General features: G+C 71.8%; 16 protein-coding genes. 9 read left to right on the top strand and 7 right to left on the bottom strand.

Going from position 1 to position 14,141, the window contains the following annotated elements; translation table 11 throughout:
* Positions 1-55 precede the first annotated feature (55 nt).
* Both FHX78_RS00390 and FHX78_RS00385 read left to right on the top strand, forming a co-directional pair.
* Positions 56-580 carry a hypothetical protein gene (locus FHX78_RS00390; RefSeq protein ID WP_145865452.1) on the top strand — a complete coding sequence of 175 codons (525 nt, stop codon included), beginning with the start codon at positions 56-58 and terminating at the stop codon, positions 578-580.
* 69 nt (positions 581-649) lie between these two features.
* Entirely contained in the window at positions 650-1,105 is a 456-nt protein-coding gene (locus FHX78_RS00385) for a ribosomal maturation YjgA family protein (protein WP_145865451.1), read from the top strand.
* Between the two features lie 32 nt (positions 1,106-1,137).
* On the opposite strand, the gene FHX78_RS00380 is transcribed toward FHX78_RS00385, so the two are convergent.
* Positions 1,138-1,353, bottom strand: coding sequence for a tautomerase family protein (locus FHX78_RS00380; RefSeq protein ID WP_145865450.1), 216 nt, complete (start codon positions 1,351-1,353; stop codon positions 1,138-1,140).
* Between the two features lie 152 nt (positions 1,354-1,505).
* A complete protein-coding gene (locus FHX78_RS00375) occupies positions 1,506-2,288 on the bottom strand; it encodes an SDR family oxidoreductase (RefSeq protein WP_145865449.1) in 783 nt (260 codons plus the stop codon).
* A 182-nt stretch (positions 2,289-2,470) separates the two neighbouring features.
* Between FHX78_RS00375 and FHX78_RS00370 the strand changes: the two genes are divergently transcribed.
* From FHX78_RS00370 to FHX78_RS00355, 4 genes are all read left to right on the top strand, one after another.
* The gene (locus tag FHX78_RS00370; RefSeq protein WP_145865448.1) at positions 2,471-3,325 is read left to right on the top strand and encodes a helix-turn-helix transcriptional regulator; all 855 of its coding nucleotides are present in this window, start codon (positions 2,471-2,473) and stop codon (positions 3,323-3,325) included.
* Between the two features lie 107 nt (positions 3,326-3,432).
* Positions 3,433-3,654 (top strand): hypothetical protein, encoded by a 222-nt coding sequence (locus tag FHX78_RS00365; protein WP_145865447.1) that lies wholly within the window; start codon positions 3,433-3,435, stop codon positions 3,652-3,654.
* A 287-nt stretch (positions 3,655-3,941) separates the two neighbouring features.
* Positions 3,942-4,619: a helix-turn-helix transcriptional regulator gene (locus FHX78_RS00360; RefSeq protein WP_229924089.1), complete on the top strand. Its 678-nt coding sequence runs from the start codon at positions 3,942-3,944 to the stop codon at positions 4,617-4,619.
* Positions 4,616-5,569, top strand: coding sequence for a threo-3-hydroxy-L-aspartate ammonia-lyase (locus FHX78_RS00355; protein ID WP_145865446.1), 954 nt, complete (start codon positions 4,616-4,618; stop codon positions 5,567-5,569). The genes FHX78_RS00360 and FHX78_RS00355 overlap by 4 nt, the downstream gene beginning before the upstream one ends.
* A 92-nt stretch (positions 5,570-5,661) precedes the next feature.
* Here FHX78_RS00355 and FHX78_RS00350 read toward each other — a convergent pair whose 3' ends face one another.
* A complete protein-coding gene (locus FHX78_RS00350; RefSeq protein WP_145865445.1) occupies positions 5,662-7,209 on the bottom strand; it encodes an FAD-dependent oxidoreductase in 1,548 nt (515 codons plus the stop codon).
* 47 nt (positions 7,210-7,256) lie between these two features.
* Entirely contained in the window at positions 7,257-8,171 is a 915-nt protein-coding gene (locus FHX78_RS00345) for an AurF N-oxygenase family protein (RefSeq protein ID WP_145865444.1), read from the bottom strand.
* Between the two features lie 242 nt (positions 8,172-8,413).
* Here FHX78_RS00345 and FHX78_RS00340 point away from each other — a divergent pair, with 242 nt between their 5' ends.
* Positions 8,414-9,157 carry a trypsin-like serine peptidase gene (locus FHX78_RS00340; protein WP_229924090.1) on the top strand — a complete coding sequence of 248 codons (744 nt, stop codon included), beginning with the start codon at positions 8,414-8,416 and terminating at the stop codon, positions 9,155-9,157.
* Positions 9,158-9,315: 158 nt separating this feature from the next.
* On the opposite strand, the gene FHX78_RS00330 is transcribed toward FHX78_RS00340, so the two are convergent.
* Together FHX78_RS00330 and FHX78_RS00325 are read right to left on the bottom strand one after the other, a co-directional pair.
* The gene (locus tag FHX78_RS00330; RefSeq protein ID WP_145865443.1) at positions 9,316-9,834 is read right to left on the bottom strand and encodes a lytic polysaccharide monooxygenase auxiliary activity family 9 protein; all 519 of its coding nucleotides are present in this window, start codon (positions 9,832-9,834) and stop codon (positions 9,316-9,318) included.
* 349 nt (positions 9,835-10,183) lie between these two features.
* On the bottom strand, positions 10,184-11,083 hold the full coding sequence (locus FHX78_RS00325; protein ID WP_145865442.1) for an NAD-dependent protein deacetylase: 900 nt from the start codon (positions 11,081-11,083) through the stop codon (positions 10,184-10,186).
* 113 nt (positions 11,084-11,196) lie between these two features.
* Here FHX78_RS00325 and FHX78_RS37120 point away from each other — a divergent pair, with 113 nt between their 5' ends.
* Positions 11,197-12,651 carry a hypothetical protein gene (locus FHX78_RS37120; protein WP_189908688.1) on the top strand — a complete coding sequence of 485 codons (1,455 nt, stop codon included), beginning with the start codon at positions 11,197-11,199 and terminating at the stop codon, positions 12,649-12,651.
* Between the two features lie 5 nt (positions 12,652-12,656).
* Here FHX78_RS37120 and FHX78_RS00315 read toward each other — a convergent pair whose 3' ends face one another.
* The gene (locus FHX78_RS00315) at positions 12,657-13,697 is read right to left on the bottom strand and encodes a hypothetical protein (protein ID WP_145865441.1); all 1,041 of its coding nucleotides are present in this window, start codon (positions 13,695-13,697) and stop codon (positions 12,657-12,659) included.
* Here FHX78_RS00315 and FHX78_RS00310 point away from each other — a divergent pair.
* Complete coding sequence (locus tag FHX78_RS00310; protein ID WP_145865440.1) at positions 13,678-14,097, top strand: hypothetical protein; 420 nt, start codon at positions 13,678-13,680, stop codon at positions 14,095-14,097. The two genes, FHX78_RS00315 and FHX78_RS00310, sit on opposite strands and share 20 nt — an antisense overlap.
* The last annotated feature ends 44 nt before the right edge of the window (positions 14,098-14,141 follow it).

The raw sequence follows: 14,141 nt of genomic DNA, 5'->3' as shown, positions 1-14,141 counted from the left end.
CCTATCGTGAACCGCTGCCGTCCGCACCGGGCGGCCCGACGGGAGAGGCGGGGGAGTGCCGGACGCGTACGAGGTCCTGGAGGACGCCGAGTTGAGGAAGGCGTTCGATGTGTGGTCCGGCTATCTGGACGCCCGCACGGGCGAGGAACCCGGCGTACGGGCCCGGTTGCGCGCCGTACTGGAGTCGGCGCGCACGGCCGCTGCCGACGGCGATCCGGGCACCGCGCGCGCCCTGGTGGGGGACCTGTACGACGAGGCCCGCGAAGCCGGGCTCGCCTGGGCGCCCCCGGCGCCCCGGCCGTGCGAGGCGGACCGGCTGGCGCGTGACTACGCCAAGGACGCCCTGCCCCAGGTGCTGCCCCTGAGCCTGAGGGACCGTCTGGACCAGGTCGCCCTCTTCCTGTCCGTCACCGGCCGCCGTCTCGCGGCCGCCCCCGGAATCGACGCGGCCCTCCGCGAGGACATCCTCTACGTCACGGCCCGTGCCGGCATGGCCCTCGACCTCGCCCACCCGGCCGCCGCCCGGCGAGAACTCGAACGCCTCAAGGCGATCGCGCGACGCTGCGGCGTGGAGCACTGAGCACCGCGCACCGCACCGCCGAGCCGCGAGGGCTCGGCGTGACCGTCACGAGAACCCGAGGACGACCCGGTGGAATCCCCCCTCCATGACCGCACCGCCGTCGCCACCCGCACCGGTGGCGACGGCGGCCCGGCAAGGACGCGCCGTGCGGCGGCCGTTGCCGTGCCGTTGATCGTCGGCGCGGGACTGGGGCTGAGGACCGTGGCGGCGGGGGACGTGGCCAAGTACGGCGGGGACGCCCTGTACACCCTGCTCATCCTCGCCCTGGTCCTCGTGGCGGCCCCGCGACTGACCCCGCCGCGAGCAGCGGCGATCGCGCTGGCCGTCAGCTGGGGCGTCGAGTTCCTGCAACTCACCGGACTGCCCGCGGAACTGTCCCGGCACAGCACCGCCGCCCGCCTGGTCCTCGGCTCCACCTTCAACGCGCCGGACCTGTTCTGGTACGCGGTCGGTGCGACGGCGGGCCGGCTGGTCCTCGGCGGACGTGCGGCCGCGGGGCGGCGTTCCGGACGCGGCCGGCGCTGAGCGAGCCGAAGACCCCGCCCCGCTGCGGAACGTCAGTCCTGCGCGGGCTGTTGGAGCATGGCGAGGGTCAGGACGTCGCCGCCGATGCCCCAGCCGCCGTCGGTGACCTCCTCGACCAGGACCATGGTGCTGTTCCGGGCCCGTTCGCCGTACACCTCCACATACAGCTCGGTGGTGCGGGTGACGATCAGCTCCTTCTGCTTCTCGTCGAGGCTTCCGGCAGGGACCTTGAAGTTCGCGAACGGCATGGTGGGTCTCCTTTGATACGGGGTCGCGGGCGTCCGCCCGCGGTGAGAGGGGAGTCCGGCCCGGCGAAGTGCCGACGGCACTTCTCGGCGCAGCGGCTGTCGGGGGCGGGGGCCGTGGGCGCGCACCGGCCGGGTACGCGGAGGAGCGGGCGTCAGATGATGCCGCCGTTGGCCCGGATGACCTGGCCGTTCACCCAGTGGCCCGCCGGGGAGGCGAGGAAGGCGACGACTTCGGCGATGTCGGCGGGGGTGCCGAGGCGTTCCAGCGGGGGCTGGGCGGCCAGCCGGGCGATGGTCTGTTCGTCCTTGCCCTCGAGGAACAGGTCGGTGGCGGTGGGACCGGGTGCCACGGCGTTCACGGTGATGTCCCGGCCGCGCAGCTCCCGCGCGAGGATCGGCGTGAGCGCTTCGACGGCGCCCTTGCCGGCGCTGTAGGCGCCGTAACCGGGAAAGGCCAGGCCCACCACGGAGGTGGAGAAGGCGATGAACGAGCCGCCGCCGCGGAGCCTGCGCGCCGCCTGCTGGGCGACGGCGAAGGTGCCACGGATGTTGGTGCGGTACAGCGCGTCCAGTTCCGACAGGTCCAGTTCGGCGACGGGCGCCAGGGACATCCGGCCGGCCGCGTGGACGACGACGTCGACGCCCCCGAACCGGTCCTCCGTGGCGGCGAACAGCGCGGCGACCTGCTGCTCGTCGGCGACGTCGGCCCGGACGGCGATCGCCCGGCCGCCGGCGCCGGTGACCTCCTCGACGGCGTCCTCGGCCGCCTCGCGACGGCCCGCGTAGCCGACCACGAGGGCGAACCCGTCGGCCGCCAGCCGGCTCACCGTGCGGCGGCCGATTCCGCGCGAGCCTCCGGTGACGACGGCGACGCGGGGGCGGCCGGTGTGGTGTGCGGACGCGGCGTGACGGGGCGCGGTCTCCTGGGCGGACATGAGGACTCCTGCTGACGTGCCGGACAAGGGGTGCCACGACGGGCGGGGCGGGCCCGGGGGCCGTGGTGCGCCGCCCGTCGTGGTTCCAGCGTGGCCCGGTGCGCCCGGCCCAGCCAGGGCTGTCCCCACCCAGGGGTTGCGAGCCCCTGGCTGGCGGTCACCGCGCGCGCGACCATGGAGACGTGAACCATGCCGCCCTTGCCGCGTTCCTCAAGTCCCGCCGTGACCGGATCCGCCCGTCCGACGTCGGCCTGCCCACCGGCCCGCGCCGGCGGGTGCCCGGACTGCGGCGCGAGGAGGTCGCCCATCTGGCGGGGCTGTCCGCGGACTACTACACCGAGCTGGAACGCGGACGCGGCGCCCAGCCCTCGGCCCAGGTCCTGGCCGCCCTCGCCCGGGCCCTCCGGCTGAACGGCGACGAACGCGACCACCTGTTCCACCTCGCGGACCGGCCGCTCCCGCCCGTCGCCCGGAGTACCACCGCGCACGTCCAGCCGGGTCTGCTCGGTCTGCTGGACCAGCTCACCACCACCCCCGCCCAGATCATCACCGACCTGCACGAAACCCTCGTGCAGAACCCGCTGGCCGTCGCGCTCGTCGGACCGCCCCCGGCCGCGCACGGCCCCGAGGCGAGTTTCGTCCACCGCTGGTTCACCGATCCCGCGGCGCGGAGCCTCTACCCGGCGGAGGACCACCCCCACCACTCCCGGGTCTTCGTCGCCGACCTCCAGGCGGTCGCGGCCCGGCGCGGCAGCGACCGCGAGGTCACCCGGATGGTGGCCGGGCTCCGGCGCCGCAGCGAGGAGTTCGCCGCCCTCTGGGACACCCACGACGTCGCCCTCAGACGCACCGACCACAAGCGCATCGTCCACCCCGTCCTGGGCGTCATCGAGCTGGACTGCCACAGCCTGTTCAGCGAGGACGGCCGCCAGCGCCTGCTGTGGTTCAGCGCCCCGCCCGGCACCGAGGGTGCGGCACAGCTGCGCCTGCTCTCCGTGATCGGCACCCAGGACATGACGGCCTCGACGCCGTCATGAGGAGCCGTGGCCGCGAGCCCGGGAGCCGTACGGCGAACGGCCCCGTGGCCACCGGGTCCACGCGGCCACCGCATGCGCGCGGATGCGCCTCATTGCAGGCTGGTCCCATGGCGAGCGACCAGCCCATCGTGATCTACCCGCCCGGCGAGGACGGCGGCCGGCGCGTCCGTGCGGACGGGCGGTTCCTGGGCATGGCGTACGGGCTGCTGGACGTCGTGGAGTTCCTGCGCCTCGCCGGGCTGGAGAGCGCCGACGACGACTGGGTGCGCCAGTCCCCCTCGGTCGAATGGAGGGGCGGCGGCCCGGACGCGTGGAGTACCCGCGACTGATCGGGTGAGCCGCGCCGGGACACCTCCACGCCCTGCCGCTGCCCGACGCGCCCGGGGATGCCGGCCGACGGGCCGCGCGTGGACAGCGATCCCGCACACGGGCACCCGACCCTCTTGGAATTTCCGTCCAAGTGCTGGATCATAGGTCCAACGGCCCGCTCGTCGCAGTGACGGCACCGGCAGGAGGGCGCACCGTGCTGAACACAGAACCGGACGGATCCGACGGGAGGACGCGGACGCCGCCTGAGGAACCGGGGCCGGGGCGGGCACGCGAACAGGACGCCGTCATCGCGGCGCTGAAGCCCGTGGCCGACGGCATCGCCGCGACGCTGGGATCCTTCTGCGAGGTCGTCGTCCACGACTTCCGCCGCCCGCAGCACTCCGTCGTCGCCATCGCCGGATCGGTCACCGGACGCACCGTGGGCGGGTCGATGAGCGAGATCGGCATGGGCATCCTCGCCCGGGGCGACGCGGCCGAGGACCAGCTCAACTACATCACCCGCACGCCCGGGGGAAAGCTCGTCAAGTCCTCCACGATGGTGCTCCGTGACTCCGCCGGCACCGTCTTCGGGGCCCTGTGCGTCAACCTCGACATCACCGCGGTGCACCAGGTCGGCTCGCTGATCGGCCAACTCGCCGGTGTGCAGGACCCGGTCGCCGTACCCACGACGACGTTCGGCAACGACATCGACTCCGTCGTGGACGCACTCGTCGACACCCATCAACTGCGCCACACCAAACCGTGGAACGCGCTCGACCGGGACGAGCGTCTGCGCCTCTTCGCGCGGCTGGACGCCGACGGCGTCTTCGCGGTCCGCGGCGCGCCGCAGCGGGTCGCGGAACGGCTCGGCATCTCCCGGGCCTCCGCCTACAACTACCTCGCCCAGGCCCGGAGCGCGCCACCCGGCCCCGCACCGGACGGCGCCGCGCAGGAGCCCAACGACCCGAACGGAGAACGGACATGACGCTCACCCTGGACGACGTGCGCGACGCGGCGGCACGGATCGAGGGAGTCGCCCACCGCACGCCCGTACTGCGCTCCCGCACCCTGAACGCCCTCGTGGGCGCCGAGGTGTTCGTCAAGTGCGAGAACCTGCAGCGCGTCGGCGCCTTCAAGTTCCGCGGTGCGTACAACGCGGCATCACGCCTCACGCCCGCCCAGCTCGCCCGGGGCATCGCCGCGTACTCCTCCGGCAACCACGCCCAGGCCGTGGCGCTGGCCGCCCGGGAGCTGGGCAGCACGGCGGTGATCCTCATGCCGGAGGACACCCCGGGGTCCAAGGTGGAGGCCACGCGGGGCTACGGCGCCGAGGTCGTGACCTACGACCGCTACACCGGCGACAGGGTCGCCATCGGCGAGGCACTCGCCGCCGAGCGCGGACTCACGCTGATACCGCCCTACGAACACCCCCACGTCATCGCGGGTCAGGGCACCGCCGCGCTCGAACTGATCGAGGAGGTCGGCGACCTCGACGCCCTGGTGGTGCCGGTCGGCGGCGGAGGGCTCATCGCGGGCAGCGGCACGGCCGCCAAGGGGCTGCTGCCCGGCATCCGGGTCGTCGGCGTGGAACCGGAGGCGGGCGACGACACCAAACGGTCGCTGGAGGCGGGCCGGCGGGTCTCCATTCCCGTGCCCCGGACCATCGCCGACGGGCAGGCCGCCGACATCCCGGGAGAACTCACCTTCTCCCTGAACCAGAAGCTCGTGGACGACATCGCGCTCGTCACCGACGACGAGATCCGTCACGCGATGCGCACGGCCTTCGAGCGGATGAAGACGGTCGTCGAGCCGAGCGGCGCCACGGCGCTGGCAGCCCTGCTGGCGGGCCGCGTCACCCCGCTGCCGCGCCGTATCGGTGTCATCGTCTCCGGCGGCAACATCGACACCCAGCGGTTCACCCGGCTCCTCGGCTGACGCCCGCACGGGGGACGGAGTGGGGGAGCGGACACACCGCCCCTCACCCCGTCCGTGCAGGCGGCGCGACGATGCGTGGGCCGCGGCGGCGCTCAGCGACGCCGACGGCGCACCAGGCGGCGGAACGCCTTCGGCCCGCCGCTCGGCGCGGGCAGGGCGCCCGCCACCGCATCGGCCAGCAGGGAACCGACGGTCTCGGCCGCGCAGGTGCGGTTCGCGCCGATGCCGCCCGAGGGTCCGCGCTTGATCCAGCCGACGACGTACGTCCCCGGCCTCCCGGTCACCCTCCCGTGCTCGTGCGGAACGGTCCCGGTGGCCTCGTCGAACGGCAGCCCCGCCTGGGGCACCCCGCGCGAGCCGACCGCCCGCAGGACCAGCCCGGCCGGGATCTCCAGCTCACCCGCGCCGCCGGTGACGCGGACGGCGCCGGTCTCCTCGCTCCCGCACACCGCCACCGGCGCCGAGAGGAAGCGGAAGACGATGCGCCGCGGCTGTCCGTCCGCGCCCGGCGACAGGGACCAGTCGACGGTCTCCCGGGCAAGGCCCCGCAGGACCGCGGCCGTGTCCTCCGCCGCGGCGGCATCGATCGCCGCGCCGATACGCGGATCGTGGTCGTCGATGAGCAGGTCGACCCCCGGGAGGTGTCTCAGGGCGAGCAGTTCGGACCGGGTGCAGGCCGCGTCCCGCGGCCCCCGGCGCCCGAGCAGCACCACCTCGCGCACCTTGCTGCGGCGCAGCTCCGCCAGCGCGTGGCCGGCGATCTCGGTGCCGGCCAGCGTCTCCGGGTCGGACACCAGGATGCGGGCGACGTCGAGCGCGACATTGCCGTTGCCGACCACGACGACCCGTTCGGCCGACAGGTCGACGGCGTCCGGTGCGACCTCGGGGTGCGCGTTGTACCAGGCGACGAAGGTGGTCGCGGAGATGCTGCCCGGCCGGTCCTCGCCCGGGACGCCGAGCCGGCGGTCCGCGCTGGCGCCGACCGCGTAGACCACCGCGTCGTGATGGGCGGCGAGTTCCTCCGCCGTGATGTGGGTGCCCACGTCGAGGCCCAGGTACGTCCGCACCCGCGGATGCGTGTGGAAGCGGGCGAAGGACTCGCCCACCTTCCGGGTGGCCGGGTGGTCCGGAGCGACGCCGTAGCGGACGAGGCCACCGGCGACCGGAAGCCGGTCGATCAGCGTCACCTCGGCGGGCGTGTGCAGCAGCAGATCCCTGGCGGCGTACATGCCGGCCGGCCCGGTGCCGACGACGGCGACCCGCAGCGGCCCGAAGTCCGCGGGCAGCACCCGGTCGAAGGACGGTTCGCTCCAGTCGTGGAACGTGGGGCCCGTACCCTCCGCCCGCCCCGCCGGCGCCTCCGCGTCGCCGGGGGCGGCCGTCCCGGCCTCCTCGAAGTAGGCGGCGTTGATCCGCTCGTACTCCCGCAGTTCGTCGGGGAGCCGGTCCACGGGGAAGACGGCGTCCACCGGGCAGGCGTCGGCGCAGGCGCCGCAGTCGATGCAGGCCTTGGGGTCGATGTGCAGCATCTCCGTGCTGCCGAAGGCCCGTTCCTCGGGCGTGGGGTGAATGCAGTTGACCGGGCAGACGGACACGCACGTGGCGTCGCTGCAGCAGGTCTGGGTGATCGCGAAGGCCATGGTCGTCCGCTCCGCCGGGGTCCGTGATGGGGTGCAGCTGAAGGTCGTCAGATGAGGTGGGCGCGCTGGTAGAAGAAGAGGGCGGGCCGGGTGAGCAGCCCCACCGAGGCCAGGAACTCCATCAGGCCCGAACAGCTGGCCCGCATCATGGACTTGTGGTGCTCGTTGGCCTTCGCCTCGCGCAGTGCGCGTCGTTCGTCCAGACCGGCGTTCGCGTAGACCTCGCGGTTCACCATGCTCGTCACGATGACGTAGGCCGCGACGGCGATCAGCAGGGCGTGGACGCGGCGGCGCAGCCGGCCCGCGCGTGCGAGGTGCTTGCGCGTCTCGTCGCGGGCGAACTTCATGTGCCGCGACTCCTCCACGACGTGGATGTTGTTGATGGTGCGGACGAAGGGCACGACCCGCTCGTCGCGCATCCAGTCGCGCTGCATGACGTCGAGGACCTCCTCGGCGACCAGGATCGCCGCGTACGCGGCCTCGCCGAAGGCGACGGTCTTGAAGAAACGGCCCAGTTCGACGGCGATCCGGTGCGGGCGGTAGGCCGGGGCCCCGAGCTTCTTCGCGCCGCGGGCGAACATGATCGAGTGCCGGCACTCGTCGGCGATCTCGGTGAGCGCCCACTGGACGGTGTCGTCCGTCGGGTCCTTGGCGTAGATGTCCCGCAGCACCATCTGCTGCAGGATCATCTCGAACCAGATGCCGGTGCTGGCGACGGACGCGGCCTCCTGGCGCGTCAGCGCCTTGCGCTGCGCGTCGGTCATCTCGTCCCAGTACGCCGTCCCGTAGAGCGTGCTCCACTCCGGGCTGGCGCCGTGGTAGTTCGTGTCGAGCGGCGTCTCCCAGTCGACCTCGGTGAGCGGGTCGTAGGAGAGCTGCGCGGACGAGTCCAGTAGCCGTCGGGCCACACCGTCGTCCGAGGACTGGTTCCTGGCCTGCGGCTTTGAGGTGCTGATGGCCATGCTGAGGGCTCCTCGAGTCGAGTCCGGGCGCTATTACCACGGGTAACCATCCTGGCTTGCTGACGCACTGTATAGCAAGAGGTGGCGTGTTCCCAGTCCGGTGACCACTCGGGCGGGACGGCCTCTGGTGAACGTCCCGCACCGGCGGCGACGGGCGGACCAGGAATAATTTGATGCGACCCTGACAAGACGGGATGTCCGTGGCACGCTGCCTCACGCACGTCTGTCCGCACCGTTCCTCTCTGCGGGCCTCCGGGCCCGTCGGGCGGGCGGCGACCGTCGTACCGGGCGCCGTACCGGCCGCCTTCCTGCGGCCCGGCGGCCCATGGACCGGCGGGGGAGCGGTGGTGTCCACGGCCGGCCGGGTGTTCTTCACCTTCGAGGGGCGCACCGCCTCGTGCTCCGGCAACGCCGTCACCAGCGCCAACGCCAGCACCGTCATCACGGCCGGGCACTGCGTGAAGTACCAGGGCAGCTGGCACACGAACTGGGTCTTCGTGCCGGCGTACGACAACGGCAGCGCCCCGTACGGCCAGTGGACCGCCACCAAGACGCTCACCACCCCGCAGTGGGAGGCGAGCGAGGACATCAACCATGACATCGGCGCCGCGGTCGTCGCCCCGCTGGACGGGCGGAAGCTCACCTCGGTCGTCGGCGCGCAGGGCCTCCGCTTCAACGGTGGCTACAACCAGATCATGTACGCCTTCGGATACCCGGCCGCCTCGCCGTACGACGGCAGCAGGCTCATCCACTGCGGCGGCAACAGCTCGAAGGACTTCCTGTTCTCGCAGGACCACAGCCTCGCCTGCGACATGACGGGCGGCTCCAGTGGCGGTCCCTGGTTCAGCGGCTTCGACGAGGCGACCGGCACCGGCCTCCAGGTCTCCGTGAACAGTTTCGGCTACACGTTCCTGCCGGACCGGATGTTCGGCCCGTACTTCGGTGACGTGGCCAATTCCCTGTACGACCGGGCCCAGGCCTCCTGACCGGGGACGCCCGGCTGCCCGGCTGCCCGGCGGACCGGGCGGCCGGGCGGTTCCCGGCGGCTGGGGTTGCCGCCGGGCTCCACGCCCAGGGGCTGTGCGAGGCGCCGGTAGGTGCAGCCGGCACCAAAACCGAGGCGCGCAGTGGCTCCGGCCGGAGGTCAGCCGCCGACGTTGACGTCGATGCAGGCGTAGAAGGCGTTGTCGGTGTCGGCCACGTTCCACACGGCGAGCACCTTCTGCTGCCCGGTGAGACCGCCGAAGTCGACCTGGTGGTTCACCACTTCGCCGGGCTGGGCCCCTCCGTCGTCGAACAGCGCGATCCGCTGACCGCCGGCGTAGTACTCCCAGGTGGTGGTCGCGTGCCGTGCGGTGAGCTTCCACGAGAACGTGGCGTTCTTCGGGACCGGTGTGACGGCCCAGCCCTTGCCGTCGTCGTCCAGTTCGGCGAAGCGGCTGTTGCCGCCGCTGCAACTGGTCAGCCCCTTGGGCCCTTCGACGCTCTGCGGTTCGTAGGTGATGTCCCCGCAGGAGACGGTGCCCGCGGCGCACTGGGCCTGGCGGCTGGGCGGATCGGAGATGTAGCCGTGGGCGCTCGCCGAGGAGGCGGGGAGACAGACGGCGACGACGGGGGCGAGAGCCGCGCCGATCAGCACGGCCGTCTTCTTGCTGGTACGCATGAGGAACTCCTTCACTTCGGATCGTCCGCGGGACCCGCGTGGCCGTGAGTGGGGGGACCGCACGTGTCAGGACGACCGCTCGTGGGTGGGGCCAAGAGGCGCGAAGGCAGCGCGCACTCACCGTCCCCGCGGGGATGTGGTCGGGGCCCGCGAGGGATCAACTCCCGAAGTGGAGCGGCGAGTTCTGTTGGACTGGACCATACAAGCGATCGACGTGACCCTGTCAAGAGTGGAGCACGACGGCCTCCCCGCACCGACCTGAGGGACGGACGCGGGGCCGGAACGATCAGGGCCCGTCAGGAGGAGGGGACGCCGTGCCGTCCGGTCGTCGGTGGGCGTGCCGCGGTGGTCAGGCCGGTGCCTGGTCGTCGACGGGGATGCCCAGCCGCCCGGCGACGGCGGTGAGGGTCGCGCCCAGGGGCAGCGCGACCCGGGTGAGCGCGTGCCGGTCGCCCCGTGTCACGTCCCGGTTGACGATCAGCACCGGCTTGCCGGCCTGGGCCGCCTGCCGTACGAACCGCAGCCCGGACATCACCGTCAGCGAGGAGCCCAGGACCAGCAGCGCGGTCGCCGCGCGGACCAGCTCACGGCAGTGCTCGACCCGCGCCGGCGGGACGGCCTCGCCGAAGAACACCACGTCCGGCTTGAGGACGCCGCCGCAGACCGCGCAGGGCACCACACGGAAGTCCCCCACCTGGTCGTCGGTGAGGTCGGCGTCACCGTCCGGGTTGATGCCCGCGGCCACCGGCCGGAAGTCCGGGTTGGCCTCCTCCAGCCGCCGGGCGAGTTCCCGGCGCGCGCTGCGGGCGCCGCAGGACAGGCACACCACCCGGTCCAGGCTCCCGTGGAGCTCCACGACGCCCTCGCTGCCGGCGGCCTGGTGCAGACCGTCGACGTTCTGCGTGATCACACCGGAGAGCAGTCCGTGCCGTCCGAACGCGGCCACCGCCCGGTGCCCGGCGTTGGGCAGGGCCCGGCCGAAGGTGCGCCAGCCGAGATGGCTGCGCGCCCAGTACCGGCGCCGGGCCTCGGCGGCGGCCGTGAAGTCCTGGTATGTCATCGGGGTGTGCCGGCTCAGGCTGCCGCCCTCACCCCGGTAGTCCGGGATGCCCGACTCCGTGGAGATGCCCGCCCCGCTGAGCACCAGCACACCGCCGGCACTCAGGGCGTCGGCGACCGGAGCCGGATCCGTGGTGCCCGGCGGCAGGTCTCCCTCGGGCGTCCAGCTCAGGGTGGGGCGCATGCGCATGCCGCAAGAGTACGCAACGGGCCGCGCCGGACGCCCGCGTCACGGGCGGGCGGACGACGGCAAACGGGGTAGCCCCGCGTGCACGATGCCGGCGCGGGTCCGAGCCTGTGGTCATGAGCATCCGCCCATGGGTCGTCGTGGAGCCGCCGGACAGCCGTGGTCTGCGCCGCGTCGTCATCGGCGGCCAGCAGGCCGGCAGCGCCTGGTCGCCGGCGGAGCTGCGCAGGATACTCGGCCGCCGCGGCTATCCGGCGACCATGGACCTGGACGATCCGGCATCCATATTCTGGCGCGGCGGTGACAGCGGGACCTGGCCCGACCACCCCTGGCGAAGACGCGCGATCATGTTCCTGATGGCGGTGGGGCTGCTCGTCTCCATGGTGTACAACACGGTCATCGGGTGGCCGGACGCCTCGGGGGCCCTGACCTTCGCGCAGCGCATGACCGGCGTGCTGTTCGTCCTCTCGGGGGCGGTGCTGGGGATCGCCGCCGTCGCGGCACTGGACTACTGGGGCAGACACCAGTTCAGGGCCTCCGGAGCCGTCGCTCTGCTGGGGGTCATGATGGTGCTGGCCACCGACAGCCTCCTCCTTCTCCTCTGGTTCGAGGAGAAGGAGTACACACGCCATCTGCTGGTGTACGTCCCCGCCCTGTGCTGGTCCCTGTGGGCGCTCCTCCTGCTGGTGCGCCACAAATCGTGGAAGGGGGTGCCGCAGCCCAAGAGATTCGCCGCCGGAGTGGTCGCCACGGCGCTGCTGACGGCGGTGAGCCTCGCCTATTCCACCATGTACCAGCCCGCGGCCGCCCCCATGCACTTCTCCCTGAAGGTGGAATTCGGCAAGGCGTGGAAAGACGTCAACCTCCCCTTCGTCCACGTTCCGCTGACGATTCACATGAAGAACACCGGAGGAATTCCGGTGTACATCATCAACAACATCTACACGGTCCGCGGCAGGGTCGCCCTTTATTCCAAGAGCGAGGGGGACCTGCTGACGGAGTGGCGGGAGAGCGTGGAAAGGCGGGGGGTGGGCGAGGGTGAGGGCGAGGTCTTCGTCGACCAGCTCCGCTACACCACGATTAGCAGCGGACGCTTCTACGACCTGGGCAACTCGCTCGACGTCGGGCAGGAGTACGCCATGCGAAGGGTGTTCCAGATTCCCGAGGACATCGGATACGACACGCTGAGTGCCGAACTGCAGATCTCGTACATGAGAAAAGACCGGGGGAAACTTGATGTGGAACAGTTCAGGTTCCCCCACCTCTCGTGGAACGAACGCGACAGGCGCTACTACTGCGACCCGGTGGTGTGCGGTGGGCAGCTCATATTCCGCGGAAGGGTTCGGCACAACAACAACCTGATCAACGTCACGCGCAAACCGCGTTATGTGACGTCCGTCTGGTCCCCGGGGGGTGGCATCATATCCTCGATATCGTCCTTCCCCTTCAATTTCGTCGGGTCGGCCGACTACCGGGAGGAACGGCGGGAGCTGGAGCGATACGGAACCGCGCGGGCCCGCGCCGATTCGGAGATCTCCGCGGCCGAACTGCTGAAATCCGCCGGGGTGTGACCCGGTCACCCGCTCCTGGTGAGCCAGGTGCCGACCGTGATCCCGAACCTCTCGTCCAGGTAGGAGGCGGTCTGCTTGCAGGACAGGGCGGAGCCTCCCAGACTCCCGAACAGCCTGTCGTACGGGACGATCTCGGCGAGTTCGGTGACGATCTCCACGACCTCGAACGGGCCGTGGGTGTGCTCGTTGTTCCGCAGCTGGGCGAGGACGTCGAGCGTCTCGTCGTTCATCTCCTTCGCCTTCCAGAAGTCCTTGACCCCTTCTGCCTCCCACTTCGGGGGAATCAGCTTCCTCAGCCCCTGCACGAGAGCGGACTCACGGGTGGACTCGAAGATGGCGCTGGTGCAGAACGCCGCGGCCTTGCCCAGCGACACCTCCGCGCCCTTGCGGGCGGACGCGGACTGCTCCTGCTGGTCCTTCATGCGCGCGGTCTTCTTCTCCAGTTCCTCCGCCACCTCGGAGCGTTCCTTCTGCGACGTCCCGGGGTCACTGGCCTTCCTCAGCAGCGCGCTGACCTGATGGGTGATGTCCGCCAGCCGGTCCCGTTCCCTCGCGGGCGTCCGCCGGTCGCCCATGATGTCCTCGGAGGAGCTCACCAGCAGCAGCGTGTTCACCGTGGACTCCCGGGGAATCCTGGTCCCGGGAGGGCTCTGGCTCCGGTCCGGCGAATCGGCCCCCGCCCCGTTCGGAGTCATCTTCGCGACGTAGACCGAGTCCTTCATGATGGCGATCATCCGGTCCCGTGTCTCCGGCGGTGTCTTGGGATCACAGATGACGTCCAGCGTGGCGGTGGTCCGTTTGACCACCAGCAGGAGCAGCGACCGGTCTTCGGGCGGCACCTCGGCCACGTTGACCACCTCGAGCGTCGTCGTGACCTGCTTCACGATCGTGGTCAGTTCCTTCTGCAGCTGGGGAGGGGTTTCCGGGTCGTTGATGGCGGCCAGCGCGGTGGTCAGGTTCTCCGCGCTCTCGGTGACTCCCTCCCGGTCCTGCGGCATCTCCGCCGGGTCCTCGACCGTGTCGACGATGTCGATCAGTTTGTCCACGGTCGCCGTGAGCGTTTCGGGGACGCGTTCCTTCTCCTCGCTCAGGGTCGCCACCGTCTCCTCGATCTTCGCCGTCTGCTCCGGCGGCGGTTCGGACGTCTCCGCGTCCGTGTCACCCGTGCCCGGCGGCGGCGAGGTGTCGGAGGGGTCGCTCGGCGTGGTGGAGGGATCGGTCGTGGAGGGCGTCGGCTCCGCCGTCCCGGACGTCGGTTCGGAGTCCGGTGGGGAGGTGGGGGCCGTCGTGGGCTCCGTGGGCTCCGTCGGCTCCGTCGGCTCCGTCGGATCGCCCGGCGGGGAGGGCGGTGGGGAAGGCGGCGGAGAGGGCGGCGGAGCAACGGGGGACGACGGAGGTTCGGTGGTCTGGGCCGGCAGTCCGGCAAGGCTCCCGTTCGCGCTCTGAGGCTGTGCGGCGGCCATCGACAGACCTGCCGGCAACGCGAGCGC

The sequence above is a fragment of the Streptomyces capillispiralis genome, assembly GCF_007829875.1.
Lineage (GTDB): Bacteria > Actinomycetota > Actinomycetes > Streptomycetales > Streptomycetaceae > Streptomyces > Streptomyces capillispiralis.
The sequence above is the reverse complement of the archived record's forward strand: the minus strand, read 5'-3'. Positions and strand labels throughout refer to the sequence as shown.

Bases quoted from the DNA above. Each gene is read 5' to 3' on its own strand.
- FHX78_RS00375 (WP_145865449.1), bottom strand. From the start codon at position 2,288: ATGTCCGCCCAGGAGACCGCGCCCCGTCACGCCGCGTCCGCACACCAC.
- FHX78_RS00365 (WP_145865447.1), top strand. From the start codon at position 3,433: ATGGCGAGCGACCAGCCCATCGTGATCTACCCGCCCGGCGAGGACGGC.
- FHX78_RS00350 (WP_145865445.1), bottom strand. From the start codon at position 7,209: ATGGCCTTCGCGATCACCCAGACCTGCTGCAGCGACGCCACGTGCGTG.
- FHX78_RS00380 (WP_145865450.1), bottom strand. From the start codon at position 1,353: ATGCCGTTCGCGAACTTCAAGGTCCCTGCCGGAAGCCTCGACGAGAAG.
- FHX78_RS00310 (WP_145865440.1), top strand. From the start codon at position 13,678: ATGTCGATCAGTTTGTCCACGGTCGCCGTGAGCGTTTCGGGGACGCGT.
- FHX78_RS37120 (WP_189908688.1), top strand. From the start codon at position 11,197: ATGAGCATCCGCCCATGGGTCGTCGTGGAGCCGCCGGACAGCCGTGGT.
- FHX78_RS00355 (WP_145865446.1), top strand. From the start codon at position 4,616: ATGACGCTCACCCTGGACGACGTGCGCGACGCGGCGGCACGGATCGAG.
- FHX78_RS00345 (WP_145865444.1), bottom strand. From the start codon at position 8,171: ATGGCCATCAGCACCTCAAAGCCGCAGGCCAGGAACCAGTCCTCGGAC.
- FHX78_RS00325 (WP_145865442.1), bottom strand. From the start codon at position 11,083: ATGCGCATGCGCCCCACCCTGAGCTGGACGCCCGAGGGAGACCTGCCG.
- FHX78_RS00330 (WP_145865443.1), bottom strand. From the start codon at position 9,834: ATGCGTACCAGCAAGAAGACGGCCGTGCTGATCGGCGCGGCTCTCGCC.